Origin of the sequence: Variovorax sp. RO1, assembly GCF_002849325.1 — a bacterium.
GTDB lineage: Bacteria > Pseudomonadota > Gammaproteobacteria > Burkholderiales > Burkholderiaceae_C > Variovorax.
In genome coordinates this window covers 12,146-37,419 of record NZ_PKMT01000002.1, presented here as the reverse complement: position 1 = coordinate 37,419, position 25,274 = coordinate 12,146, and the positions used below count along the sequence as shown (strand labels likewise).

20 protein-coding genes are annotated in these 25,274 nt (G+C 68.6%); 17 read left to right on the top strand and 3 right to left on the bottom strand.

The annotated features are described in order from the left end of the window. Nucleotides 1-12 precede the first annotated feature (12 nt). Entirely contained in the window at nucleotides 13-6,036 is a 6,024-nt protein-coding gene (locus CY658_RS11320) for a hybrid sensor histidine kinase/response regulator (protein WP_101490347.1), read from the top strand. A gap of 67 nt (nucleotides 6,037-6,103) precedes the next feature. Here the strand turns inward: CY658_RS11320 and CY658_RS11315 are convergent, their stop codons facing one another. Continuing rightward, a complete protein-coding gene (locus tag CY658_RS11315; protein WP_101490346.1) occupies nucleotides 6,104-7,606 on the bottom strand; it encodes a cryptochrome/photolyase family protein in 1,503 nt (500 codons plus the stop codon). On the opposite strand from CY658_RS11315, the gene CY658_RS11310 reads away from it, so the two are divergent. The 6 genes from CY658_RS11310 (at nucleotide 7,607) to CY658_RS11285 (ending at nucleotide 12,336) form a co-directional block, all read left to right on the top strand. Then, nucleotides 7,607-8,206, top strand: a complete 600-nt coding sequence (locus CY658_RS11310) for a YqgE/AlgH family protein (protein ID WP_101490345.1) — start codon at nucleotides 7,607-7,609, stop codon at nucleotides 8,204-8,206. Then, a complete protein-coding gene (gene ruvX / locus CY658_RS11305) occupies nucleotides 8,203-8,655 on the top strand; it encodes a Holliday junction resolvase RuvX (RefSeq protein WP_374221102.1) in 453 nt (150 codons plus the stop codon). Before CY658_RS11310 ends, ruvX begins: the two co-directional genes overlap by 4 nt. Next, a complete protein-coding gene (gene pyrR, locus CY658_RS11300) occupies nucleotides 8,652-9,149 on the top strand; it encodes a bifunctional pyr operon transcriptional regulator/uracil phosphoribosyltransferase PyrR (protein ID WP_099792903.1) in 498 nt (165 codons plus the stop codon). Before ruvX ends, pyrR begins: the two co-directional genes overlap by 4 nt. Further along, nucleotides 9,149-10,111, top strand: coding sequence for an aspartate carbamoyltransferase catalytic subunit (locus CY658_RS11295; RefSeq protein WP_056577783.1), 963 nt, complete (start codon nucleotides 9,149-9,151; stop codon nucleotides 10,109-10,111). Before pyrR ends, CY658_RS11295 begins: the two co-directional genes overlap by 1 nt. A 139-nt stretch (nucleotides 10,112-10,250) precedes the next feature. Next, complete coding sequence (locus tag CY658_RS11290) at nucleotides 10,251-11,534, top strand: dihydroorotase (RefSeq protein ID WP_101490344.1); 1,284 nt, start codon at nucleotides 10,251-10,253, stop codon at nucleotides 11,532-11,534. A 55-nt stretch (nucleotides 11,535-11,589) separates the two neighbouring features. Further along, nucleotides 11,590-12,336, top strand: a complete 747-nt coding sequence (locus CY658_RS11285; protein WP_101490343.1) for a lysophospholipid acyltransferase family protein — start codon at nucleotides 11,590-11,592, stop codon at nucleotides 12,334-12,336. Between the two features lie 291 nt (nucleotides 12,337-12,627). On the opposite strand, the gene CY658_RS11280 is transcribed toward CY658_RS11285, so the two are convergent. Further along, on the bottom strand, nucleotides 12,628-13,425 hold the full coding sequence (locus CY658_RS11280) for an IclR family transcriptional regulator (RefSeq protein WP_101490342.1): 798 nt from the start codon (nucleotides 13,423-13,425) through the stop codon (nucleotides 12,628-12,630). A gap of 199 nt (nucleotides 13,426-13,624) precedes the next feature. Between CY658_RS11280 and CY658_RS11275 the strand changes: the two genes are divergently transcribed. From CY658_RS11275 to CY658_RS11230, 10 genes are read left to right on the top strand one after another with little or no spacing between them, the layout of a single operon-like run. After that, nucleotides 13,625-15,385: an FAD-dependent oxidoreductase gene (locus CY658_RS11275; protein ID WP_101490341.1), complete on the top strand. Its 1,761-nt coding sequence runs from the start codon at nucleotides 13,625-13,627 to the stop codon at nucleotides 15,383-15,385. A 51-nt stretch (nucleotides 15,386-15,436) separates the two neighbouring features. After that, entirely contained in the window at nucleotides 15,437-16,213 is a 777-nt protein-coding gene (locus tag CY658_RS11270; RefSeq protein WP_101490340.1) for an SDR family NAD(P)-dependent oxidoreductase, read from the top strand. Nucleotides 16,214-16,273: 60 nt separating this feature from the next. Next, the gene (locus CY658_RS11265) at nucleotides 16,274-17,473 is read left to right on the top strand and encodes an ABC transporter substrate-binding protein (RefSeq protein WP_099792891.1); all 1,200 of its coding nucleotides are present in this window, start codon (nucleotides 16,274-16,276) and stop codon (nucleotides 17,471-17,473) included. Nucleotides 17,474-17,532: 59 nt separating this feature from the next. After that, entirely contained in the window at nucleotides 17,533-18,456 is a 924-nt protein-coding gene (locus CY658_RS11260; protein ID WP_056577796.1) for a branched-chain amino acid ABC transporter permease, read from the top strand. Then, nucleotides 18,453-20,243, top strand: coding sequence for a branched-chain amino acid ABC transporter ATP-binding protein/permease (locus CY658_RS11255; protein WP_101490339.1), 1,791 nt, complete (start codon nucleotides 18,453-18,455; stop codon nucleotides 20,241-20,243). The genes CY658_RS11260 and CY658_RS11255 overlap by 4 nt, the downstream gene beginning before the upstream one ends. Before the next feature lie 20 nt (nucleotides 20,244-20,263). Beyond that, nucleotides 20,264-20,974 carry an ABC transporter ATP-binding protein gene (locus CY658_RS11250; protein ID WP_101490338.1) on the top strand — a complete coding sequence of 237 codons (711 nt, stop codon included), beginning with the start codon at nucleotides 20,264-20,266 and terminating at the stop codon, nucleotides 20,972-20,974. Between the two features lie 28 nt (nucleotides 20,975-21,002). Further along, complete coding sequence (locus CY658_RS11245) at nucleotides 21,003-21,971, top strand: MBL fold metallo-hydrolase (RefSeq protein ID WP_101490337.1); 969 nt, start codon at nucleotides 21,003-21,005, stop codon at nucleotides 21,969-21,971. Between the two features lies 1 nt (nucleotide 21,972). Further along, nucleotides 21,973-22,896 carry a DMT family transporter gene (locus tag CY658_RS11240; protein WP_257884841.1) on the top strand — a complete coding sequence of 308 codons (924 nt, stop codon included), beginning with the start codon at nucleotides 21,973-21,975 and terminating at the stop codon, nucleotides 22,894-22,896. A gap of 12 nt (nucleotides 22,897-22,908) precedes the next feature. Then, entirely contained in the window at nucleotides 22,909-24,087 is a 1,179-nt protein-coding gene (locus CY658_RS11235) for an NADH:flavin oxidoreductase/NADH oxidase (RefSeq protein ID WP_101490336.1), read from the top strand. After that, a complete protein-coding gene (locus tag CY658_RS11230; protein WP_101490335.1) occupies nucleotides 24,084-24,806 on the top strand; it encodes an EthD domain-containing protein in 723 nt (240 codons plus the stop codon). The genes CY658_RS11235 and CY658_RS11230 overlap by 4 nt, the downstream gene beginning before the upstream one ends. On the opposite strand, the gene CY658_RS32990 is transcribed toward CY658_RS11230, so the two are convergent. Beyond that, nucleotides 24,769-25,164, bottom strand: coding sequence for a hypothetical protein (locus CY658_RS32990; RefSeq protein ID WP_257884840.1), 396 nt, complete (start codon nucleotides 25,162-25,164; stop codon nucleotides 24,769-24,771). The two genes, CY658_RS11230 and CY658_RS32990, sit on opposite strands and share 38 nt — an antisense overlap. Nucleotides 25,165-25,274 lie beyond the last annotated feature (110 nt).

Below are 25,274 nucleotides of genomic sequence, written 5' to 3'. Positions count from 1 at the left end.
GCGAGCAACCACGTGTCGATTCAAACCCCTGCCACGGCCCCCCTCGCCGGCAACATGCCGGCCACCGAAGACCTCGGGCCGTTGGCCTGGGTGCTGGGAGAAATCCAGAAATCCCTCGACGGTGTCGGCAAGTCGCTGCGGCGTTTCGTGCGCGACGTGGGCAGTGCCACGGAGCCCGAGAGCGGTCCGCTGCAGATGGCCCGCCAGCAACTGCACCAGGCCGTCGGCGCGCTGCAGATGGTGGGCCACAGCTCGCCCGCGCTGGTGCTTGGCACCATCGAATTCGCGGTGCAAGGCTTCATCGCCGAGCCGCAGCGCTGCACCGAGAGTGCCGTGCACAAGATCGAGCGTGCCGGCTTTGCCGTCACCGATTTCCTCAGCGCACTGCTGGCCGGCAAGGCCGTGTCGTCGGTGGCGCTGTTCCCGCAGTACCGCGACGTGCTCGAACTGGTCGGCAATGAGCGCGTCCACCCGGCGGACCTGTGGAGCACCGCGTGGCGCTGGGTCGAGGTCAAGCCCGCGCTCACGCAGGCGGCACTGGCCTACGACCCGGCCGTGCGCTCGCGGCTCGACCGCGAAGTGCTGCAGCTGGTCAAGAGCAGCGATCCGCAGGCCGCGCGCCGGCTGCATGCGCTGTGCCTGGGGCTCGGTCGCGGCGCGCTGCTGCCGCGCGTCGCCAGCTTCTGGACGCTGGCCGCGGGCTTCTTCGAAGCCCTCGCACTGGGCCTGATTCCCTTCGACACCTACGTCAAGCGCGCGGCCTCGCGCGTGCTGCTGCAGTACGCCACGCTGGCGCGCGGCGACAGCGTGGTGTCCGACCGCCTCGGCCAGGATCTGCTGTTCTTCTGCGCCCAGGCCGGGCCTGGCGCACCAGACGACGACGCCGCCACGCTGCGCACCGTGCGCAGCGCCTGGGGCGTGGCGCAAGAGCCGCGCGTCGACTACACCGTGGTGCAGTTCGGTCGCTTCGATCCGCTGGTGCTCTCGCAGGCACGCAAGCGCATCGAAACCGCCAAGGAAATGTGGTCGGCGCTCTCGGGCGGCGACATCACGCGCACGCGTCAGGTGGCCGACACCTTCGCGCAACTCGGCGAATCGCTGCACAAGCTGCACCCGCCGAGCCAGCCGATGGTGGAGGCGCTGACCCATGCCGTGGACGCCTCGGTGCGTTCCGGCCAGCCGCCCGACACCGAACTGGCGATGGAAGTCGCCACCTCGGTGCTGTACCTCGAAGCTGCGCTCGAAGACCTAGACCCCAGCGATCCGCAACTCACGGCCCGCACGCTGCAACTGGCCGGCCGCATCGAGCGCGTGCGCGACGGTGGCCGTTCCGAGCCGCTCGAGCCGTGGATGGAGGACCTGTACCGCCGCGTCAGCGACCGCCAGACCATGGGCACCGTGGTCGACGAGCTGCGCAGCCATCTGAGCGAACTCGAGAAGTCGCTCGACCAGTATTTCCGCCGCCCGGCCGAAAAGCCGTTGCTGCGCACCGTGCCCACCCAGCTCATGCAGATGCGCGGTGTGTTCTCGGTGCTGGGGCTCGAGCAGGCCGCACTCACCGTGCAGCGCATGCGCGACGACGTCGACCAGATGCTGCAGGCCAACCGCTCGCCCGTCGAGGAAATGGCCACCTTCGACGCGCTCGGCAACAACCTGGGCGCGCTCGGTTTCCTCATCGACATGCTGGGTTACCAGCCCGCATTGGCCAAGCGCCTGTTCGTGTTCGACGCCGAAGCCGGCGAACTCAAGCCCTTGATGGGCCGCCACGCCACCGATGCCGCGGCCCCGGCCGAAGGCGCTGCCGCACCGGTCGCCGAGCCCGTGCTCAGCATCGAGGAAGTCGACGCGCAGATCGCCTCCAAGCTCGCCGCGTTGGCCACGCCCAACCGCAAGACCAAGCCGTCGCCGCTGGAGGAATTCAGCCGCAAGGCCGAGAGCTGGACCACCAAGATCTCCGGTCCGTCGGCGCTGCCCGACACCGAAGTCACCGAGCTCGAAGAAGACGACCTGCAGAACATCTTCCTGGACGAAGCCCGCGAAGTGGTGGGCAACGGCCTGGCCGCCATCACCGCGCTCGGCAGCCGTCCCGGCGACACCGAAGAACTCACCATCCTGCGCCGCGCGTTCCACACGCTCAAGGGCAGCTCGCGCATGGTTGGCCTCACCGACTTCGGCGATGCCGCTTGGTCGCTCGAACAGGTGGTCAACACCTGGCTGGCCGACCAGCGCGACGCCACGCCCGAGCTGCTGTCGAGCACCGAGCGCATGCTGCGCGACTTCAGCCAGTGGGTCGAAGCCATTGCCGCCGGCGATGCAGGCACCTGGCATTCGGCGCCGTTCAGCCGTGTGGCCAACGCCCTGCTGGCAGGCGAGCCCGTGCCCGCACCGGTGCGCGTGGCCGACGCCGAAGCGCTCGCCGTGGCGGCGCGCCACATCGCCGCCGAATCGGCATCGCTCGCGCTGCCGGAACTGCCAGAGTTGCCCGATCTGTCGCTGACGCCGCAAGACGTCGGAGCCCCTGACGCCACGTTGGACTTCTCCGACTGGCAGCAGGCGCAAGACGCGCAACACGCATCCACCCAGCCTGTCACACCCGAGCCCGACGACGATTTCGCGTCCACCGATTTCGTCGACTTCGAAGCCAAGCAGAACACCGCACCCGCACCGCTCGAAGCGCTGCCCAGCGGTGACGATTTCGATTTCCTCGCGCCCTCGAAGACGCACGCACCCGCCGAGCCTGTCGTGTCGCACGTCGAGCCCGAGCCCGCTGCGGAGATCGAAGCGACGATGCCGACCGCGTCGGGCCTGCCCGATCTCGAATGGGCGCCCGAGCCGTTGCCTCTGGCTGCCGCAGAGCCCGTCGCCGAGGTGGTGGACGCTGCCGAAGTCATCGAAGTCGCCGAAGAACTGCAGGCACTCGAAGCGCTGCCTGAACTGCAGCCGGAACCGGAACCCGTGGCAGCGACAGTCGACGTTGCTCCCGAGGCCCCTGTCGTCATCGAAGAACTGACGGCGGCCGCCGTTGCCGAACCGGAACCTGAGCCTGTGCTGGCCGAGGCCGTTCCCGAACCCGAACCCGAGTCTTCCATCGCACCGAGCGCCGAAGACCAGGTCAAGGTGATCGGTCCGCTGCGCATCGGCATCGCGCTCTACAACGTCTACCTCAACGAAGCCGACGAATGGTCCCGCCAACTGGCGACCGATGTCGGCGAATGGGCGCTCGAAACCCACGAGCGCCTGCCCGACTCGACCATCGCGCTGGCGCATTCGCTGGCCGGCAGCTCGGCCACCGTCGGCTTCCACAGCCTCTCGGGCATGGCCCGCCTGCTCGAATCCGCGCTGCAGCATCTGCAGATGCAGGGCAGCGGTACGCGCGAGCAGGGCATCGTGCTGGTCGCCGCAGCCGACGAGCTGCGTCGCCTGTTGCACCAGTTCGCCGTCGGCTTCCTGCGTGATCCGTCCGAAGCCACGTTGCAGGCGCTGCGCGAAATCGCCGCCGCGCCGATGCCGCCTGAAATCGCCGCGGCCCGTTTCGAGACGCTGCTGCCGAAGCAGATCGTCGCCAACGACGCCTTTGCCGACGTGGTACTGGACGACAACGAAGACGCCATCGACCTGGCCGATGCGGTCGACGTCGACCTGTTCCCGATCTTCGAGGAAGAGGCGGCTGAACTGATGCCGCAGCTGGGCGAGGCGCTGCGCCAGTGGTCGCACCACCCCGACGACAGCGCGCCGCGCGCCTCGGTGCTGCGCACGCTGCACACGCTCAAGGGCAGCGCACGGCTGGCCGGCGCCATGCGCCTGGGCGAGCGCGCGCACCGCATGGAGTCCGAGATCGAACTCCTGGGCTCCCAGGGCGCCGAGCGGGCCGACATCGAGAAGCTGCTGGGCCGCCTCGACACGCTGCAACACACCTTTGACGCCCTGCGCGCGGCCGACGACGCCGCTCAGGTCGAAGTGGCCCAACTGATCGCGACCGCCAGCCCGACCGCACCCGCCATGCAGCGCGTGCAATCGGCGCCCGAGGTCCGCGTGTCGGCGAACGATGACCAGGCCGAAGCCGGCGAGGCCGCGGATACGGCGTCCGCTGCAGCCCCGTCGTCCCTGCTGCCGCGCCCCGCGCCGGCCCTGCTCGCGCCGCTGCGTGCGGCTTCGGGCCAGGCCGTGCGCATCCGCACCCAGCTGCTCGACCGTCTGGTTGCGCAGACCGGCGAGGTCATCATCACGCGCTCGCGCCTCGAAGCCGAACTCGGCCAGCTGCGCGGCTCGCTCGCCGACCTCACGGGCAACCTGGATCGCTTGCGCCAGCAGTTGCGCGACATCGAAGTGCAGGCCGAAAGCCAGATGCAGTCGCGTCTGGCGCAAGCCAAGGACTCGCAGCAGAGCTTCGACCCGCTCGAGTTCGACCGCTTCACCCGCGTGCAGGAACTCACGCGCATGATGGCCGAGTCGGTGAACGACGTGGCCACCGTGCAGCGCACCTTGCAGAAGACCGTGCAGGCCACGGAAGACGACCTGAGCGTGCAGGCACGCCAGACGCGCGAACTGCAGCGCGGCCTGCTGCGCACGCGCATGGTGGAGTTCGAAGGCATCTCCGACCGCCTGTACCGCGTGGTGCGCCAGGCCTCGAAGGACACCGGCAAGCAGGTGCGCCTGGACATCGTCGGCGGCTCCATCGAAATGGACCGTGGCGTGCTCGACCGCATGACGCCCGCCTTCGAACACCTGCTGCGCAATTGCGTGGCGCACGGCATCGAAGACGCGGCGGCGCGCGAAGCGTCCGGCAAGGACGCCAGCGGCCTCATCGTCATCGACCTGCACCACGAAGGCAACGACGTGTCGGTGAGCTTCCGCGACGACGGCGCAGGCCTCGACCAGAAGCGCATCGCCGAACGCGCCCGCGCGCTCGGCCTGCTCGGCCACGACCAGGACCTGTCGCCCGAAGAAGCCACCGAGCTGATCTTCAAGCCCGGCTTCTCGACGGCCGGACAGGTGTCCGAACTGGCCGGCCGCGGCATCGGCATGGACGTGGTGCGCGCGCAGATCGCCGCACTCGGCGGCCGCATCGAAACGCACAGCACGCCGGGCCAGGGCACCACCTTCAAGCTGGTGCTGCCGCTGACCACCGCCGTGACGCACGTGGTGATGCTGCGTGCCGGCGAGGTGTCGATCGGTGTGCCGTCGAACCTCGTGGAACTCGTGCAGCGCGTGAGCGGTGCCGACCTCGAGGCCGCCTACCTGAACCACAGCTTCGCCTTCGGCAGCGAGCAGGTGCCGTTCTACTGGGCCGGCGCGCTGCTGCAGCATTCGATTCGCAGCGAGCACGCCGCCACCAAGAACAACACGCTGGTCATCGTGCGAAGCGCGGCGCAGCGCGTCGCCCTGCACGTGGACGAAGTTCTGGGCAACCAGGAAGTCGTGGTGAAGAACCTCGGGCCGCAGCTTGCACGGCTGCCCGGCCTGGCCGGCATCTCGGTGCTGGCGTCGGGCGCGGTGGCGCTGATCTACAACCCGGTGGCGCTGGCGGCAGTGCACGGCGACCAGGCGCGTGCGCGCCAGACCGCCGCGCTGGCCGCGCCGACGCATGCAACGTCGGCAGACGCCGGTGCACCGCAAACCCCGGCGGCCTTCGCGCCGGTGGTGCCGCAGATCCCGCTCGTGCTGGTGGTGGACGACTCCATCACCGTGCGTCGCGTCACGCAGCGTCTGCTGCAGCGCGAAGGCTATCGCGTGTCGCTCGCGGCCGACGGCCTGCAGGCGCTCGAGCGGCTGCAGCAGGAGCGCCCGGCCGTGGTGCTGTCGGACATCGAAATGCCGCGCATGGACGGCTTCGACCTGGCTCGCAACATCCGCGCCGACACCGCGCTGGCCGAGCTGCCGATCATCATGATCACCTCGCGCATCGCCGAAAAGCACCGCGAGTACGCACGCGAGTTGGGCGTGAACCACTACCTCGGCAAGCCGTACTCGGAAGAGGAACTGCTGCGCCTGGTGCGTGCGTACACGAGCGAGCCGGCCGCGCTGGCCGTGGCCTGATCAGCCTCCGCAGCGTCGGCGATCGACGCGCAAAAGAGAAGGGCCCTTCGGGGCCCTTTCTCTTTGGCTACGGCTTCTGCAGGGCCTTGCTCCGCGCCGTCGCATAGCGCTGCATCGTCTTTTCGCGCGCCTCGGCGTGGTCCACCACCGGCGTCGGGTAGTTGTCGCCCAGCTTGACGCCGGCCGCCTCCAGCTCGACCGGCGACGCCATCCACGGCGCGTGGATCGCCACGTTCGACAGGCCCGCGAGCTGCGGCAGGTAGCGGCGGATGAACTTGCCTTCGGGGTCGAAGCGTTCGCTCTGCGTCACCGGGTTGAAGATGCGAAAGTAGGGCTGGGCGTCGCAGCCGGTCGAGCTGGCCCACTGCCAGCCGCCGTTGTTCGAGGCCAGCTCGAAGTCGTTGAGGTGCTCCGCAAAGTAGCGCTCGCCGCGCCGCCAGTCCAGCCCCAGGTCCTTGCACAGGAAGCTCGCCACCACCATGCGCAGCCGGTTGTGCATGTAGCCGCTCTGCCGGATCTGCAGCATCGCCGCATCGACCAGCGGGTAGCCGGTGCGGCCCTCGCACCAGGCGTCGAACAACTGGTCGGCGTGCTTGCTGTGGAGCCAGGCGATCTTGTCGTACTCGGGGCGGAAGCTCTTCGACTCGCCGTTCGCATGCACATGCGGAAAGTGCGCCAGGATCTGGAAGTAGAAGTCGCGCCAGACCAGCTCGCTGAGCCAGGTCGCGGCGCCCGTGTTGCCCTGCAGCGCCAGCTGATGCGCCACGCTGGCCAGCTGGCGGATCGACACCGTGCCGAAGCGCAGATGCACGCCCATGTAGCTCGGGCCGCGCACCGCCGGGAAGTTGCGCGCCTCGTCGTAGCGGTCGATGCGCTCGAAGAAATCTTCGAACAGCGCGCCCGCGCCGCGCGTGCCGGTGGGAATCTCCAGCGTCTGGAGGTTGGTGCTTTCAAAGCCGATCTCGCCCAGCGTGGGCACCGGCGCATTCAGCGCCGGGGGCGGCGGCGCGAGCGCGTCGGCGTGGCTGCGCACCGGGTACGACTTCAGGAAGAACGAATCCACCTTCGCCAGCCAGGCCCGCTTGTACGGCGTGAACACCGTGTAGGGCAGGCCGGCCTTGGTCATGACCTCGTCGCGGTCGAAGACGGTGCTGTCCTTGAAGGTGTGGAAGCTGATGCCCGTATTGGCCAGCGCGCCGAGCACGCGGGCGTCGCGCGCCAGGGCGTCGGGCTCGTCGTCGCGGTTGGCGAACACGGCCTGCACGTCGAGCGTGTGGGCCAGCGCCGGAATCTCTTCGGCGGCCACGGCGTGCCGCACGATGAGCCCGCTGCCCAGGCCGCGCAGCTCGGCTTCGAGTTCCACCAGCGACTCGCGGATGAATTCGACCCGCCGGTCCGCGCGGGGCAGGGCGTCCAGAAGGGCCCGGTCGAACACGAAAACGCACACCACCTGCCGGCAGGCCCGCAGCGCCCGGTACAGCGCTGCGTTGTCGTCCACCCGGAGGTCCCGGCGGAACCACATGAGCCCTTTGGGATAGGTCTTATCGACGGCCAGTAAAATCGGGGGCATATGGCTGCCGATTCTGCCCCGATGAACCTGACGCATCACTTTCTGATCGCGATGCCGGGGATGGAAGACAAAACTTTCAACCGCAGCGTCGTTTACCTCTGCGAACACAGCGAGCGCGGCGCGCTCGGGCTGGTCATCAACAAACCCAGCGACATCAACCTCAAGGTGCTGTTCGAAAAAATCGAGCTTCACCTGACCCGCCCCGAGCTGGGCGACGCCCCCGTTTTCCAGGGCGGCCCGGTGCAGACCGAGCGCGGCTTCGTGCTGCACGAGCCGGTGTTCACCCAGGCCGAGAAGCCCGAGGAATCGGTCTACGCCTCGACCATGACCATCCCCGGCGGGCTCGAAATGACCACCTCGAAGGACGTGCTGGAGGCCCTGGCCACCGGCGCCGGCCCGCGCAAGGTGCTGGTCTCGCTGGGCTATTCGGCCTGGGGCGAGGGCCAGCTGGAGTCCGAACTGGCCGAGAACAGCTGGCTCACCGTGCTGGCCGACCCGGCTGTGATCTTCGATACGCCGGTGGAAAAGCGCTACGACAAGGCGCTGATGCTCTTGGGCCTCGAAGCGTGGACGCTGTCCCCCGAAGCGGGTCACGCATGAGCGACGTCATGTCCGACGCACCCGCTCCTGCTTCTGCTCCCGTCCCCGCCGCCGTTCCCGCGCATTTCCAGAGCTTCCTGGGCTTCGACTTCGGCGCCAAGCGCACCGGCGTGGCCAGCGGCAACCGGCTGCTGCGCACGGCCACCCCGCAGACCACCATCAAGGCCGAGGGCGCCGACGCCCGCTTTGCGCAGGTCGAGGCCCGCATCAAGGAATGGCAGCCCGACGCGCTCGTGGTCGGCGTGCCCTACCACCCCGACGGTGCCCCGCACGAGAACACCCGCCGCGCCCAGAAGTTCGCGCGCCAGCTGCGCGGCCGTTTCAATCTCCAGGTGTTCGAGGTGGACGAGCGCTACAGCACCACCGAGGCGCTGTCGTCCGGTGCCCGCGATGCCGATGCAGCCTCCGCCTGCATCATCCTGGAGCAATTTTTGAGGAGTCTCCCGTGAGTTCAATCCCTGATGCCGAAGCGCTGTACACGACGCTGCTGTCCGGCGTGAAGGCGCTGATGCGCCCCGAGACGAAACTGGTGGGCATCACCTCCGGCGGCGCCTGGCTGGTCGAGCGCCTGCAGAAAGACCTGGGCCTGGCCGGTGCCCCCGGCGTCATCTCGTCGGCCATGCACCGCGACGACTTCGCGCGCCGCGGCCTCTCGGCCAGCGCGCAGACCGCGCTGCCTTTCGACGTGAACGGCGCCGACGTGCTGCTGCTCGACGACGTGCTCTACACGGGCCGCACCATCCGCGCCGTGCTCAATGAGCTGTTCGACTTCGGACGTCCCGCTTGCGTGCGCCTGGCGGTGCTGGTCGATCGCGGCGGGCGCGAATTGCCCGTGGCGGCCGACTTCGCCGCCACCACGCTCACGCTGCCCGACACGCAACTGCTCGCCCTCGCACGCGCTGACAACGGCGCCTTCAGCCTCAAGGTAGAGGACAACACCTAATGCTCTACAAGCGAAATCCGCAGCTCAACAAGAACGGCGAGCTGATTCACCTGCTGTCGATCGAGGGCCTGCCCAAGGACATCGTCACGCACATCCTCGACACGGCCGCCAACTTCACGAGCGTGAGTGACCGTGAGGTGAAGAAGGTGCCACTGTTGCGCGGCAAGAGCGTGTTCAACCTGTTCTTCGAGAACAGCACGCGCACGCGCACCACCTTCGAGATCGCGGCCAAGCGCCTCTCGGCCGACGTCATCAACCTGGACATCGCGCGCTCCTCGGCCACCAAGGGCGAGTCGCTGCTGGACACCATCGCCAACCTGAGCGCCATGGCCGCCGACCTGTTCGTGGTGCGCCACAGCGAGTCGGGCGCACCGTACCTGATCGCGCAGCACGTCGCGCCGCACGTGCACGTGGTGAACGCCGGCGACGGCCGCCACGCGCACCCGACGCAGGGGCTGCTCGACATGTACACGATCCGCCACTACAAGAAAGATTTTTCCAACCTCACCGTCGCGATCGTGGGCGACGTGCTGCACTCGCGCGTGGCGCGTTCGGACATTCATGCACTCACCACGCTGGGCTGCGCCGAAGTGCGCGTGGTCGGCCCGAAGACGCTGGTGCCCGCCGACATGGCCGGCATGGGCGTGCGCGTGTGCCACACGCTCGAAGAAGGCATCAAGGACTGCGACGTCGTCATCATGCTGCGCCTGCAGAACGAACGCATGAGCGGCGCGCTGCTGCCCTCGTCGCAAGAGTTCTTCAAGACCTTCGGCCTCACGCAGGAAAAACTGCAACTGGCCAAGCCCGACGCCATCGTGATGCACCCGGGCCCGATCAACCGCGGCGTCGAGATCGACTCCGCCGTGGTCGACGGCAAGCAGAGCGTGATCCTTCCGCAAGTCACTTTCGGCATCGCCGTGCGCATGGCCGTCATGAGCATCGTCGCAGGCAACGAAGCATAGAAATGTTGCTCGCCCCCAGTCTTCGCGCACTTCGTGTCGCTTCGCCAACCCCCTACCGGGGGCAACACCAGTGGCCCGGCAAAGCCGGTTCCACGGTGTTTCCCGAACAGGCCCTGACTGCCACCGGAAGTACAGACGCATGAACATCCTCATCACCAACGGCCGCGTCATCGACCCCGCCTCGGGCACCGACACGCCCACCGACATCGCCATCGCCGACGGCAAGATCGCCGGCATCGGGCAGGCACCGGCAGGCTTCAAGCCCGAGCGCACGCTCGACGCCACGGGCTGCATCGTCACCCCCGGCCTCGTCGACCTGGCTGCGCGCCTGCGCGAGCCGGGCTACGAGCACGAAGGCATGCTCGAAAGCGAAATGGCCGCGGCCATCGCGGGCGGCGTGACCAGCCTCGTGTGCCCGCCCGACACCGACCCCGTGCTCGACGAGCCCGGCCTGGTCGAGATGCTCAAGTTCCGCGCCGAAAAGCTGCAGTGCGCGCGCCTGTTCCCGCTCGGTGCGCTCACGCGCAACCTCGCCGGTGGCGTGCTCACCGAGATGGCCGAACTCACCGAAGCCGGCTGCATCGGCTTCAGCCAGGCCGACGTGCCGCTGGCCGACACCCAGGTGCTGCAGCGCGCGCTGTCGTACGCCAGCACCTTCGGCTACACCGTGTGGCTGCGCCCCCAAGACCGCGACCTCGGCAAGGGCGTCGCGGCCAGCGGCGCGCTCGCCACGCGCCTGGGCCTGGGCGGCGTGCCGGTGGCGGCCGAGACGATCGCCATCTTCACCATCATCGAGCTCATGAAGAGCACTGGCGCGCGCGTGCACCTGTGCCGCGTGTCCAGCGCCCGCGGCGTGGCGCTGGTGCGCGACGCCAAGGCGCAGGGCCTGCCGCTCACCTGCGACGTCAGCATCAACTCGCTGCACCTGGCCGACACCGACATCGGCTTCTTCGACAGCCGCGCACGCCTGAACCCGCCGCTGCGCCAGCAGGGCGACCGCGACGCGCTCTCGGCCGCGCTGGCCGACGGCACCATCGACGCGCTGGTGTCCGATCACACGCCGGTCGAGGCCGACGCCAAGACCTTGCCTTTTGCCGAAGCCGAACCCGGCGCCACCGGCCTCGAACTGCTGCTGCCGCTCGCGCTGCAGTGGGGCGAGCGCAGCGGTGCGGGCGTGGCGCGCGCCATCGAGGTCATCACCTCGGCGCCGGCACGGCTGCTCCCCGCCGCCGACGCGGCCAGCGGCATCGGCCGCATCGTGCAGGGCGGCGTGGCCGACCTGTGCATTGCCGATCCGTCGCTCGAATGGCAGGTGCTGCCCGAAGCGCTGCGCAGCCAGGGCAAGCACACGCCGTTCTCCAGCTACCCGATGCAGGGGCGCGTGCGCCACACGCTGGTGGCCGGTCGCATCGTGCACGGCTGAACGACGCGCCCGCCACACGGCACGCAGTCAAAAGAAGAAGAGGGCCCGCGTCCAGATGCTGCACTCGTTGAAGGCCGGCTGGCGATTGCTGCATGCGGCGTCGCATGCGCTGTCCGGCTGGTGGACGATCCGCTTCGCCTTTCCGCGGCTCTCGCCCGACGAGCGCAGCGCGCGCGTGCAGGCCTGGTCGGCGCGCATGCTGCAGATCATGGGCGTCACGCTGCGCGTGCAGGGCACACCGCCCGTGCACGGGCCGGCGCTGCTCATCTGCAACCACCTCTCGTGGCTCGACATCACCGCCATCCATGCGGCGCGTCATGTGCGCTTCGTGTCGAAGTCGGACGTCAAGCAGTGGCCGGTGATCGGCACGCTCTCCACCGGCGCGGGCACGCTCTACATCGAGCGCGAACGCCGCCGCGACGCCATGCGCGTGGTGCACCACATGACCGAGGCGCTGCGCGGCGGCGACCTGATCGGCGTGTTCCCCGAAGGCACGACGAGCGACGGGCGCGGCCTGCTGCCGTTCCACGCCAACCTGCTGCAGGCCGCGATTTCCTCGGGCGCGCCCGTGATCCCGGCCGCGCTGCGCTTTGCCGACGCCGCCACCGGCGAGACCAGCCAGGCGCCGCGCTACATCGACGACGACAGCCTGTTGACCTCGGTGTGGAACACGTTGCGCGCGCCGCCGCTGCTGGCCATCGTGCGCTTCGGCGAGTCGCAGCCCTCGTACAGCCGCGAGCGCCGCAGCTGGGCGCATGCGCTGCATGAAGACGTGCAGCAGCTGCGCCGCGATACCCACTGAGCGGCACTGACCGGATCGATCCGCGCAAAAAAAGCGCCCCGGAAGGGGCGCTGGAACGACGCACGAAGGCGCCGTGAGGAGGAAGCGATCGTTCGTGAGGTGGCCGTGGCCGGTCAGAGAATGCCGAACACCTTCAGCCCGATGATCACGATCAGCGGCACGCCGCAGAGCCAAAGGATGATGCTTTTCATGGCCGGTCTCCGTGAGGTAGGTAGGCCTCTACAGTGGCCGCGTCGGCGGCCCGCGCGTGCGGGATAAGGCAAACCAAGCGCGTGAGCGCCTGCCTACAAATCAAGCTGGCGCGTCGGTCGCCACGAAGCCCAGGCGGCGCGAGATTTCCAGCGCGCAGGCCTTCAGCGGCACGGCCACGCGGCCGTTCCAGTCGCTGTCGAAGGTGGCCTCGGGGCCCATGGCCGTGATGCCCAGCACCAGGTTGTTGGTCGAGTCGAACACCGGCGCGCAGAAGGCGTCGATGCCCGGAATGGGCTGGCCCAGCGTGCGTGACACGCCGTGCAGCCGCGTCTCGACCAGCAGCGCCTCGATCTGCGAGGTCGACAGCTCGTCGCTGGCGCCGCGCCCGTCGGCCGGGCGCGTGCGCGCCAGGTCTTCGAGCATCATTTTTTCCACCACCTTCGGCGGCAGGTAGGCCGCGAACAGACGCCCCGTGGCCGTGTAGGCCAGCGACATCACGGTGCCGGTGCGCAGGTTCACGTGCAGCGGGTGGATCGGTTCTTCCAGCCGCACCACGGTGGGCCCGAAGTTGCCCCACACGGCCACCGCGATGCTTTGTTCGGTTTCGGACGCCAGCGCCTCGATGAGGGGCGACGCCTCCTTGATCGGGTCAAGCCGCTGCAGCTTGGCCAGGCCCAGCTGCAGGGCCAGCGGGCCCAGCTCGTAGCGGCCGGCGCCGTCCTGCACCACGAACCCGACCTTCAGAAAACTGACGAGGTAGGGGTGCGCCTTGCCGACCGGAATGCCGGCCGATTTGCCGAGGTCGCGCAACGCCATGGGCGCCACGTGCCGCCCGAGCGCGACCAGCAATTGCGTTCCGATTTCGACGGATTGAATGCCACGTCTTGGCTTTTCCATGGGGCGCCCGGCGTGGGGGTTGAGAGTGGGAGCGAGTATAGCCATCAGGGTTTCTACTGATATTGTCACGTTCAATTGACGATGACTGATCATCTGATAGTAACTAAACGACTTGACCATATCAATATCGCTGCCTAAACTCCGCCGCAACTTAAGTCGTACACAACACAACACAACACGAGAGCGAACAGAGGCAGAGATGGAACAGAACACGTGGGAATGCGATGTCCTCGTCGTCGGCAGCGGCGCATCGGGCATGGCCACCGCCGTCACGGCGGCGTCGCAGGGTTTGAAGGTGCTGGTGGTCGAGAAAGAGCCGCGCTTCGGCGGCACCACCGCGCGCTCGGGCGGCTGGCTGTGGATCCCGGGCACGCGCCTGGCCACCGAGCAGGGCATCCATGAGCCGCCCGGCGCCGCGCTCGCCTACATGCAGCACGAGACCACGACGCACTTCGACGCCGCGCGCGTCGGCGCCTTTCTCGACATGGGCCCCAAGGCCATCGACTTCTTCACGCGCAACACCTGCGTGCAGTTCGACATGCCGGCCGTCTTCCCCGACTACCACGCCGAAGCGCCCGGCGGCCAGCCCGGCGGGCGTTCGATGGTCACGCGCCCGTTCGACGGCCGTGAACTCGGCAAGCGCATCAAGCACCTGGCGCCGCCGCTGCCCGAACTCACGGTGTTCGGAATGATGTTGGGCTCGGGCCCCGAGATCAAACACTTCATGCGGGCCTTCAAGTCGCCGACCTCGTTCTGGTACGTGACCAAGCGCCTGACCCGGCACTTCCTGGACGTGGTGCGCCACGGCCGCGGCATGACGCTGACCAACGGCAACGCGCTGGCCGGCCGCCTGGCCAAGGCCGCGATGGACCTGGACATTCCCGTGTGGCTCTCGTCGCCGGTGAAGAAGCTCGTGGTCGAGTACGACGGCGTCTCGGGCGCCGTGGTGCAGCACGAAGGCCAGTCGGTGCGCATCACCGCCAGGCGCGGCGTGGTGCTGGCCTGCGGCGGTTTCCCGTACGACGTGGAGCGCCGCAAGCAACTGTTCCCGCACGCGCCGACCGGCAAGGAGCACTACTCGCCGTCGCCCTCCACGAACACCGGCGACGGCCTGCGCCTGGCGGAGGCCGTGGGTGGCCGCGTCGACGGCACCATCCCGCACGCCGCAGCCTGGGTGCCGGCGTCGGTCACCACGCGGCCCGACGGCAGCAAGGGCGTCATGCCGCACTTCATCGACCGCGCCAAGCCCGGCGTGATCGCGGTCACGCCCAAGGGCAAGCGCTTCGCGAACGAAGGCAACTCGTACCACGACTTCGTGCAGGCGATGGTCAAGGCCTGCGAAAGCGACGGCGAGCCCGAGGTCACGGCCTGGCTGCTGTGCGACCACAAGGCGCTGCGCGACTACGGCCTGGGCTGCGTCGCGCCCGCACCGCTGCCCATCGGCCGCCACCTGAAGACCGGCTACCTCAAGCGCGGCGCGAGCATCGGCGAGCTGGCCAAAGAAATCGGCATCGCCCCCACCGCGCTTGAAGCCACCGTGCAAGCCTTCAATGAAGGCGCGCGCACCGGCGACGACCCCGCCTTCGGCAAAGGCAGCAAGGCCTACAACCGCTACCAGGGCGACGCCAACGTCACGCCGAACCCCTGCGTCGCACCGCTCGAGCACGGCCCGTACTACGCGATCAAGCTCGTCGTCGGCGACATCGGCACCTTCGCCGGTCTCGTCACCGACGAGAAGACCCGCGTGCTCGACGCCGACCGCCAGCCGATCAAGGGCCTGTACGCCGTCGGCAACGACGCGGCCAGCGTGATGGGCGGCAACTACCCCGGCGCGGGCATCACGCTCGGCCCGGCGCTCACCTTCGGCTACGTCGCGGGCCTGCAGGTCGCACAGGCCGAAGTGGCTGTGCCCTTGCACGTCGAGCAGCGCGAAGCCGTGGCCGTGCCGCGCGGCGCCTGACCCCGTCTCGATTCAACGCACGCACGCATTCATTCATTCAAGGAGTCGACCATGCCTTTTCCTCCTCACGTCGCACCACGCCTGCTCGAAGGCCACCTCGCGCTGATCACCGGCGCCGGCCAAGGCAACGGCCGTGCACTTGCGCTCGGCCTGGCCCAGGCGGGCGCGCGCGTCGTCGTCACCGACATGAACGAAGCCACCGTGGCCGAGACCGCGCAGCTGGTGCGCAACGAAGGCGGCGAAGCCTGGTCGTTCGTGCTCGACGTCACCGCGCCCGAGGCCTGCCATGCACTGGCCGCGCGCGTGGCGCAAGAGGTCGGCAACGTCGACCTGCTGGTGAACAACGCCGGCATCATCATCCGCGAGACCACCAGCAGCCCGAACGCCGCGGCCAACTGGAAGAAGACCATCGACGTGAACGTGCACGGCACCTTCAACACCACGCTGGCCTTCATCCCCGTGCTCAAGCAGACGAAGGGATCGATCATCAACATCGCCTCCATCGCCGCCTATGCGGGGCAGGCCGCGAGCCTGGGCTACGCGCCCTCGAAGGGCGCCATCAAGATGCTCACGCAGTCGCTGGCGCAGGAACTCGCACCGGCCGGCGTGCGCGTCAACGCACTCGCACCCGGCGTGATCGAGACGCCCATGACCGCCGCCACACGCGAGAACCCGCAGCGCCTCGAGTCGTTCATGACGCGCATCCCGCTGGGCCGCGTCGGCCAGACCGAAGACCTGGTGGGCCCGGTGATCTTCCTGGCGAGCGACATGTCGCGCTATGTCACCGGCATCACGCTGCCGGTGGACGGCGGCTTCCTCGCCGTCTGAGGCGCACCCGCTCTTTTTCGATTTCCCGTTCCCCGTCCGTCAACCCTTAGGAGACAAAGAATGAAAACGATCCGTCTGTACAAGACCCTGCTCGCGACCGCCGCCTTCGCTGCGTTCAGCGCCGGTGCCTACGCGCAAGACATCAAGCTCGGCTACAACGGCGACCTCTCGGCGTCGCCCTCGGCGCAGAGTGGCCAGGCCGCGGTACTGGGCATGGAGGCGGCCATTGCCGACCTGAACGCCGCCGGCGGCGCGCTCGGACGGAAGTTCACGCTGGTCACGCGCGACGACGTTTCGGCGCCGCCGAAGTCGATCCAGAACATGAGCGACCTGGTCGACAACGAGAAGGTGGTGGCGGTGTTCGGCCCCACCAACTCGGGCAACGCCATGGCCTGGAAGCACATCGCCAACCAGAAGAAGATTCCCGTGCTGGGCAACGTGGGTTCGGGCACCGACATCACCAAGCCGATGAGCGCCGGCGCCGACAACTACATGTTCCGCGTCTCGATGGTCGACCGCGAGCAGGTCGCCGCGCTCATGGCCTACGTGAAGCGCAACACGGCCGGCTCCAAGGTTGTGGGCCTCATGGCCGAGACCACCGGCTACGGCCAGGGCGGCCTGAAGGACATGGAAGAAATCGCCAAGCTGCAGGACATCAAGATCGCGGCCACCGAGCGCTTCGGCGTCGGCGACACCGACATGACCTCGCAGCTCAGCAAGATGAAGGCCGCCAATGTCGACACCGTCGTCGTGTGGGCGCAGGGCACGCCCATCGCGCAGCTGGTGCGCAGCATGGAGAAGATCAACTACTTCCCGCTGACGCTCACCTCGTGGGCGGCCGACAACATCACCTTCTACGACGCAGCCGGCAAGGCGCTCGCCGAGAAGCCGATCTTCATGCGCACCGTGAGCGAAACGCGCACGCCCGCGCAGCAGAAGCTGTTCGACCGCATCGGCAGCAAGCTGAAGGCGCCGGGCTCGTTCTCGTTCGCGCTGCACGGCTACGACTCGGTGCTGCTGCTGGCCCAGGCGATGAAGCAGGCCAACAGCACCGACGGCGCCGCCGTGCGCGTTGCGCTCGAAGACCTGAAGACGCCGGTGCAGGGCGTGCTCAAGACCTACGAGAAGCCTTTCAGCAAGACCAACCACGAAGCCCTGACGGCGAAAGACCTGGTCTGGATCCGCTGGAAGGACGGCAAGCTGCTGCCCTACAGCGACGCGCTGATCGGTGCGCTCAAGCCGGCCGACTTCAAGCAATAAACGTCTGAGACAAAAAAAGGAACGGGGCCCCGCCTCGTTCCGCAACGGAGATACACACCATGGTTGAAGCGCTCCTGCAGGCGCTCATCAGCGGGCTCGCCGTCGGCGGTGCCTATGCGCTGGTGGCGTTGGGATTCAGCATCACGTTCACGACGACCAAGACGCTGAACTTCTCGCACGGCGAGTTCGTCTCGGCCGGCGCGTTCATCGGCATGAGCGCACTGTTCCTCGTGCTGGGCAAGCCGCTCAGTTCCACCACCTTCGGCGACGCCGTGCCGGGCGCGGGTGCGCAGCTGTTTGCGCTGCTCGCCGCGCTCGGCGTGATGGGCTTCCTGGGCTGGCTGCTCTATGTGCTCGGCGTGCGTCCCTTCGCGGGCCGCCCCGGCATGGCCTGGGTCATGAGCACGCTGGGTTTCGGCGTCATCCTGCAGAGCGTGGGGCTTGCCATCTGGGGCCCGAAGCCCGTGGTGGTGCCCGCGCCCGTGGGCGACACCGTGATCCGCATGTTCGGCGTGGGCGTGCGCCCGCAGGAACTGCTGACGCTCGGCGTGGCCGTGGTCGTGATGATCGGCTTCGACCGCGTGATGAACCGCACCATGATCGGCAAGGCCATGCGCGCCGTGGCGCAGAACGGCAACGTCGCCAGCCTCATGGGCATCAACACCAACGCCATGATGATCGGCGCCTTCGTCGTCAGCTCGGCGCTGGCGGGGCTGTCGGGCTTTCTGCTTGCGCCCATCGCGCAGGCCTCGCTCTTCATGGGGCTGACCGTGGGGCTCAAGGGTTTTTCGGGCGCCATGATCGGCGGGCTGAGCAACCCGCGCGGCTGCGTCATCGGCGGCTTTCTGCTCGGCGTGCTCGAGTCGATGGTGAACCTCTGGCAGGCCCAGTGGCGCGAGGTCGCGGTGTTCGCGCTCGTCATCCTGGTGCTGGCCTTCCGGCCCACGGGCCTGTTCGGACGCTCGACGGTGGAGAAGGTATGAAGCGCCTGATGCATCCCGCCGCCGTGGTGCTCGTGGCGGCCGTGCTGTGCGGCCTCGTCACGCTGTCCGGCAACGACTACTACCTGCGCATCGCCTTCATGATGTGCGTCTACTACCTGTGCGCCGCCGGCATGAACGTGCTGGTCGGCTACGCAGGGCAGAAGTCGCTGGGCCAGGCCGGCCTGTTCGCGGCCGGCGCCTATGCGGTCGCGCTCATCACTTCGCGCACCGAGCTGAACCCGTGGCTCGCGCTGGTGCTCGCGGCTGTCATCTCGGGCGTGTGCGGCGTGCTCATCGCGCTGCCCTCGCTGCGCGTGAAGGGCCCGTACCTTGCGATGGTCACGCTGGCCTTCGGCATCGTGGTCGAGAAGCTCGTGGGCGAATGGACCGATGTCTTCGGCGGCGCGCAGGGCATCTACGGCATCCGCCCGCTGACCTGGAACGGCCAGCCGCTGAGCAGCGTGCAATGGGTGATATTGGGCATCGTGCTCAGCGCCGCGCTGCACCTGCTGCTGCGCAACCTGCTGCAGGGCCGCTTCGGCCGTGCGCTGCTGTCGCTGCAGGCGGACGAGATCGCCTCGTCGTCGGTGGGCGTGCGCGTGTACCGCGCCAAGGTCATGGCCTTCGTGGTCGCGGCCGTCACCTGCGGCATCGCGGGCGCGCTCGTGGCGCAGCAGAACCAGTACATCAACTCCGACTTCATCACCTTCCACCTGTCGATCTTCATCCTGCTGCTGGTGCTGTTCGGCGGCGCGGGCTCGATGTACGGCCCCATCGTGGGCGCCGTGCTGCTCACGGCGACCGACGCGCTGCTCGCGCGCTGGCCTTCGGCGCAGCACTTCCTGTACGGCTTCCTGCTGCTGTTCGCGCTGTACGTCATGCCGGGCGGCGTGGTGGGCCTGTTCAACAAGTGGTTCCTGAAGTCGCGCCATCGCGGCGAAGGGGCGGCCGGCCACGGCGTGCCGGGCCAGATCGGTCCCGGCGGCGAAGGCGAGCTGCTGGTGGTGCAGGGCGTGACCAAGTCGTACGGCGGCGTGAAGCCCGCGCAGGACGTGTCGTTCCGCCTGCAGCGCGGTCACATCCATGCGCTCATCGGCCCGAACGGCGCCGGCAAGAGCACCATGATCAACATGCTCACCGGCGTGGTCGAGCCCGACGCGGGCGTGATCCGCTTCCTGGGCCGCAACATCGTGGGCCAGCCGGCGCACACCATCTGCTGCCTGGGCATGGGCCGCACCTTCCAGAACCTGCGTTTGTTCGCCGACCTCTCGGTGCTCGACAACGTGATGCTCGGGCGGCACAGCCGCATGAGCAACGGCTTCCTGTCGTCGCTCGTCGCCTGGCCCACGGCCGGCAAGCAGGAGCGTGCCACGCGCGACCGCGCGCTGCAGCTGCTCGACCTCGTGGGACTGGGCCACCTGGCGCACTGGCCCGCCGGCAGCCTGCCCTACGGCCTGCAGCGCCGCGTGGAACTGGCGCGCGCGCTCGCCACCGAGCCGCAGCTTCTGCTGCTCGACGAGCCCGCCGCCGGCCTCAACCCGCAGGAGACCGCCGAGCTCGGCGAACTGCTGGTGCGCATCGGCAAGTGCGGCGTGTCCATCCTGATGGTGGAGCACCACATGGACCTCGTGATGTCGATCTCCGACCACGTGATCGTGCTCGACTACGGCGTGAAGATCGCCGAAGGCAAGCCCGCCGAGGTGCAGTCGAACCCGCGCGTGGTCGAGGCCTACCTGGGCGTGGACGACGAAGAACCAGCGCACACGGCGCAGGCCGTGCCCGCCTGAGCCAGAGGACCGAAACCATCATGTTGAAAATCGAATCGGTGAAGGTCTCGTACGGCGCCATCGAGGCCGTCAAGGGCGTGAGCCTGGAAGTGCGCGCGGGCGAGGTCGTCACCATCATCGGCGCCAACGGCGCCGGCAAGAGCACGCTGCTCAAGAGCATCGTCGGGCTGGAGCCCGTGGCCGAAGGCCGGGTGTTCATCGACGGCAAGGACTGCACGCAGGTGCCCGCGCACCAGCGCGTGGGCCTGGGCGTGGCGCTGTCGCCCGAAGGCCGCGGCGTGTTCCCCGACCAGAGCGTGCGCGAGAACCTGATGCTCGGCGCTTATTCGCGCCGCAGCGACAAGGCCTTCGTGGAGCGCGCCATCGAGCGTGAGTTCGCGCGCTTTCCGCGTCTGAAGGAGCGCGAGCATCAACTGTCGGGCACGCTGTCTGGCGGCGAGCAGCAGATGCTCGCGATTGCCCGCGCGCTCATGAGCGAGCCGCGCCTTCTGCTGCTCGACGAGCCCTCGCTGGGCCTGGCGCCGCTCATCATCAAGGACATCTTCGACGCCATTCGCCAGCTGCGCAGCTCGGGTCTCACGATCCTGCTGGTGGAACAGATGGCCAAGCAGGCGCTCGGCGTGGCCGACCGCGCCTACGTGCTCGAAACCGGCTGCATCACGCTCGAAGGCTCCGGCCGCGAGCTGCTCGACAACCCCAAGGTGAAGTCTGCCTATCTCGGCACGCACTGACTTTCCCTCTCACTTCAAAGGACCACTCATGACCACCAAGAAATTCGCCAGCCAGGCCGACCTTGAAGAAAAGAAGGTCTCGTTCACCCGCCTCTCGGAGAACGCCTACGCCTACACCGCCGAGGGCGACCCGAACACCGGCGTCTTCATCGGCGACGAGGCCGTGATGGTGGTCGACACGCAGGCCACGCCCGCGATGGCGCAGGACGTGATCCGCCGCATCCGCGAAGTGACACCGCTGCCCATCAAGTACGTGCTGCTGAGCCACTACCACGCGGTGCGCGTGCTGGGCGCGTCGGCGTACTTCAAGGAAGGCGCCGAGCAGATCATTGCCAGCCGCGACACCTACGACCTGATCGTCGAGCGCGGCGAGCAGGACAAGGCCAGCGAGATCGGTCGCTTCCCGCGCCTGTTCCGCAACGTCGAGTCGGTGCCGGCGGGCCTCACCTGGCCCACCATGACCTTCGACGGCACCATGAGCGTGTGGCTGGGCAAGAAGCTCGAAGTGAAGATCGCGCAGGTCGGCCGCGGCCACACCAAGGGCGACACCATCGCCTACCTCGAAGACCAGAAGATCTGCTTCGCGGGCGACCTCGTCGAATACCAGAGCACCGCGTACGCGGGCGACTGCTATTTCCGCGACTGGCCCACCACGCTGGATCGCCTGGCTGGCTTCGGCTTCGAGAAGCTGGTGCCTGGCCGCGGCGCCGCACTGGAAAACGCCGCCGACGTGCGCAAGGCGATTGCCTCCACGCGCGCCTTCATCTCCGACGTCTACACGCTGGTGAACAACGGCGTGGCAGAAGGCAAGTCGCTCAACGTGATCTACAAGGAAACCGTGGCCGCGCTGCGCCCGACCTACGGCCACTGGGTGATCTTCGACCACTGCATGCCTTTCGACGTGACGCGTGCCTACGACGAGGCGACGGGCCACACGCACCCGCGCATCTGGACGGCCGAGCGCGACATCGAAATGTGGAACGCGCTCGAGAGCTGAGGTGAACCAACCCGCGCCCTCGCACGGCGCCACGCCCGCGTCCGTGCAGGGCTGGATGCTGCTCGCGATGCTGGTGTGGGGCGTGAACGTGTCGGTCGTGAAGGCGCTCACCACGTCCTTCGAGACGCTGCCGCTCTCGGCACTGCGCATGGGTGTGGCGTGCTGCGCGCTCAGCGCCATCGTGCTGTGGCGGCGCGGTGGCGTGCCCCGGCTCACGGCGCGGCAGCTCGCAGTGATGGCGGGCTGCGCGTTCCTCATGGTCTACGGCAACCAGATCCTGTTCGCGCAGGGGCTGCTGCGCTCCACCGCCACCAACGGCGCACTCATCATGGCGCTGAGCCCGCTGGTGTCGGCGCTGATGGCCGCGCTGGTCTTCGGCGAGCGCTTCACGCCGCGCCGCATGGTAGGCGTGGCGCTGGGCTTCGCGGGCGTGGCCGCGGTGGTGCTGAGCCACCCGGGCGCGGGGCTGTCGAGCGCCGGCATCGGCGACCTGATGCTCGCACTGTCGGTGGTGAGCTTCGCGGTCGGCGGCGTGGGCGTGCAGCGGCTGGCGCGGCAGATCGATCCGCTGTCGATCAGCTGGGTCATCTACCTCATCGGCACGCTCATGCTCGTGGTCCACACCGTGCTCGGTCCGTCGCGGCTGGGCACGGCGCAGCTCTTTCCCGGCATGTGGCCGTGGGCGCTGGTGCTGTTCTCTGGCATCGCGGCCACCGCCGCGGGCAACCTCATCTGGAACCGTGCGATCTCCGTCATCGGCGTGGCGCGGACGGCCGTCTTTCTCTACTGGGTGCCGGTGTTCGGCGTGCTGTTCGCGGCGCTGCTGCTGGGCGAAGTGCTCACGTGGTGGCACCTGTTCGGCTTTGCCGCGGTGATGACCGGCACCTGGCTCGGCACGCGGCCCGTGGCTGCCCGCGCACCCTGAACCCTTCTTCTCATGTCCGATTCACTTCCCCTGCTGTTCCAGCCTTTGCAGCTGCGCGAGCTCACGCTCGCCAACCGCGTCGTCATCTCGCCCATGTGCCAGCACGCCGCCGAGCGCGGCCATGCCACGCCGTGGCACCTTGTGCACCTGGGCAAGTTCGCGCTCGGCGGCGCGGGCCTGATCCTCACCGAGAGCACCGCCGTCGATCCGCGCGGGCGCATCGGCACCGCCGACCTCGGCCTGTGGAACGACAGCCAGATCGCGCCGCTGAAGGCCGTGGTCGATTTCGTCCACGCGCAAGGCAGCGCCATCGGTGTGCAGCTCGCGCATGCGGGCCGCAAGGCCGGCAGCGAGCCGCTGTGGGAGGGCGGTGCCGCCATCGACCCGGCGCGCATGGCGGCCGACGACGAGCCGTGGGAGCGCCTGGGCCCCAGCGCGCTCGCGGCCGGCCCCGGCTGGTCGGCGCCGCGCGCGCTCGATGCCGCAGACATGGCCGAGGTCGTGCAGCGTTTTGTCGATGCGACCGTGCGCGCTGACCAGGCCGGCTTCGACGTGGTCGAGCTGCACTTCGGCCACGGCTACCTGGTGGCGAGCTTCCTGTCGCCCAACGCCAACCACCGCGACGACGCGCTCGGCGGCAGCCGCGAGAACCGCATGTCGCTCGCCCTGGAAATCGCGCAGCGCGTGCGCGCCGCATGGCCCGCCGGCAAGCCGCTGTTCTGCCGCCTCTCGGCCGTGGACGGCACGCTCGACGGCTGGAACCTCGACGACTCGGTGGTGCTCGCGCGCGAGCTGAAGCGTTGCGGCGTCGACGTGATCGACTGTTCGTCGGGCGGCCTCACCGAAGAGACGCGCGCACTGCCCGTGCCGCGCGGCCTGGGCTTCCAGGTGCCGTTCTCGGAGCGCATCCGGCGCGAGGCCGGCGTGGTCACTCAGGCCGTCGGGATGATCGTCGACGCGCAGCAGGCCGAGGCCGTGCTCGCCGCGGGTCAGGCCGATCTCGTCGCACTCGGCCGCGAAGCTTTGTTCGACCCCTACTGGCCGCACCACGCGGCCGCCGCGCTCGGCGCCGACCCGCAGTACCAGCGCTGGCCCGTGCGCCACGGCGTGTGGCTCGCCAAGCGCGCCCCTGGTCTGGCGCGTGCGCGCGCCGAAGCAGAGATGCCATCCAACAAGGAGACCGACCGATGACCGAACCGACCACCACGACCCTGCTGCGCATGGGCCTGATCCGCAAGCAGCCCGGCTGGACCGACGAGGCCTTCAGCCGTCACTGGCGCGAACGCCACGGCCCGCTCGTCGCGCGCCTGCCCACGCTGCGCAGCTACCGCCAGAACCGCGTGACCGATCGCCTGCAGCGCGGCATCGACTTCGCGCGCGGACCGTGGGACTTCGATGGCTTCTCGCAGCTGCAGTTCGACGCCGCGGCGCAGGCCGACGCGGCTTTCAACATCGGCGAACTCGCCGAAGAGATCCGCGCCGACGAGCAGCATTTTCTGGGCGGGCTGCACATCGTGACCGTCGAGCAGACCGAGGTCATCGCGCCGCCATCGCCCGCATCGTCGGCGGGGCCGGTGATGCTCAAGCGCATCTCGACCCTGCGCCGTCCGGCCGCACAGTCGGAGGCCGACTTTCGCCGCGAATGGAAGGTGCACGCCGACCATGTGCGCCGCATGCCCGGCGTGGCCGGCTACCGACAGAACGTGGTGGTCGCGCGCGAATTCGAAAAGGGCACGCCCTGCGGTTACGCCGAGCTGCCGATCGACGGCATCGTGGAGCTGTGGTTCGAGAACACCGACACGCTGAACGCCGCGTTCGCCTCGCCCGAAGGCCAGCGCACGATGGCGCACGCCAAGACCTTCCTGTACGAGATCACCGCCTTTGTGGTGGAGGAATATCGGGTGGTGTGAACGCGGTCGCGAGCCCGTAGTGCACCGACGTGCTCAGCGCCGGGATCACCGGGTGGTGCGAGACGGGGTGCGATGCACGCGCAGGCACTGTGCCGATGGGTGCGATCTCGCGGGGTTGCTGCGATGCTTCCGGCGCGTCGCCGCGCCCGGCCAGCTCGGGCAGGAACAGCCCACGCCGCAGCGACCAGATGCAGGCGCCGAGGCGCAGCAGTCTTTCGACATTGGCGTCATGCGCCGGATCGTCCGGTGACTCTTGTGCGATCAGCTCGCCCAAGTGCGTGAGTGCGTCGGCGGGCGTCATGCCGCGCCCGATCCGAGCCACTTCCACCATGGCCGCCAAGGCCTCGGTCTTGTTCATCGCTTGCCCCCTGCTGTGTTGTGTCTGCTATGAGGGGCAGCATGCCGTTACGCCGTGCATCCAAAAGTAGTCCGTCGCGCCGTCGGGCCGTGGATGGAAGGCGCGTCACT

Coding starts and splice junctions, on each gene's coding strand:
- CY658_RS11315 (WP_101490346.1), bottom strand. CDS start 7,606: ATGCCCCCGATTTTACTGGCCGTCGATAAGACCTATCCCAAAGGGCTC.
- CY658_RS11310 (WP_101490345.1), top strand. CDS start 7,607: ATGGCTGCCGATTCTGCCCCGATGAACCTGACGCATCACTTTCTGATC.
- ruvX (WP_374221102.1), top strand. CDS start 8,203: ATGAGCGACGTCATGTCCGACGCACCCGCTCCTGCTTCTGCTCCCGTC.
- CY658_RS11295 (WP_056577783.1), top strand. CDS start 9,149: ATGCTCTACAAGCGAAATCCGCAGCTCAACAAGAACGGCGAGCTGATT.
- CY658_RS11290 (WP_101490344.1), top strand. CDS start 10,251: ATGAACATCCTCATCACCAACGGCCGCGTCATCGACCCCGCCTCGGGC.
- CY658_RS11285 (WP_101490343.1), top strand. CDS start 11,590: ATGCTGCACTCGTTGAAGGCCGGCTGGCGATTGCTGCATGCGGCGTCG.
- CY658_RS11280 (WP_101490342.1), bottom strand. CDS start 13,425: ATGGAAAAGCCAAGACGTGGCATTCAATCCGTCGAAATCGGAACGCAA.
- CY658_RS11275 (WP_101490341.1), top strand. CDS start 13,625: ATGGAACAGAACACGTGGGAATGCGATGTCCTCGTCGTCGGCAGCGGC.
- CY658_RS11270 (WP_101490340.1), top strand. CDS start 15,437: ATGCCTTTTCCTCCTCACGTCGCACCACGCCTGCTCGAAGGCCACCTC.
- CY658_RS11265 (WP_099792891.1), top strand. CDS start 16,274: ATGAAAACGATCCGTCTGTACAAGACCCTGCTCGCGACCGCCGCCTTC.
- CY658_RS11260 (WP_056577796.1), top strand. CDS start 17,533: ATGGTTGAAGCGCTCCTGCAGGCGCTCATCAGCGGGCTCGCCGTCGGC.
- CY658_RS11255 (WP_101490339.1), top strand. CDS start 18,453: ATGAAGCGCCTGATGCATCCCGCCGCCGTGGTGCTCGTGGCGGCCGTG.
- CY658_RS11250 (WP_101490338.1), top strand. CDS start 20,264: ATGTTGAAAATCGAATCGGTGAAGGTCTCGTACGGCGCCATCGAGGCC.
- CY658_RS11245 (WP_101490337.1), top strand. CDS start 21,003: ATGACCACCAAGAAATTCGCCAGCCAGGCCGACCTTGAAGAAAAGAAG.
- CY658_RS11235 (WP_101490336.1), top strand. CDS start 22,909: ATGTCCGATTCACTTCCCCTGCTGTTCCAGCCTTTGCAGCTGCGCGAG.
- CY658_RS11230 (WP_101490335.1), top strand. CDS start 24,084: ATGACCGAACCGACCACCACGACCCTGCTGCGCATGGGCCTGATCCGC.
- CY658_RS32990 (WP_257884840.1), bottom strand. CDS start 25,164: ATGAACAAGACCGAGGCCTTGGCGGCCATGGTGGAAGTGGCTCGGATC.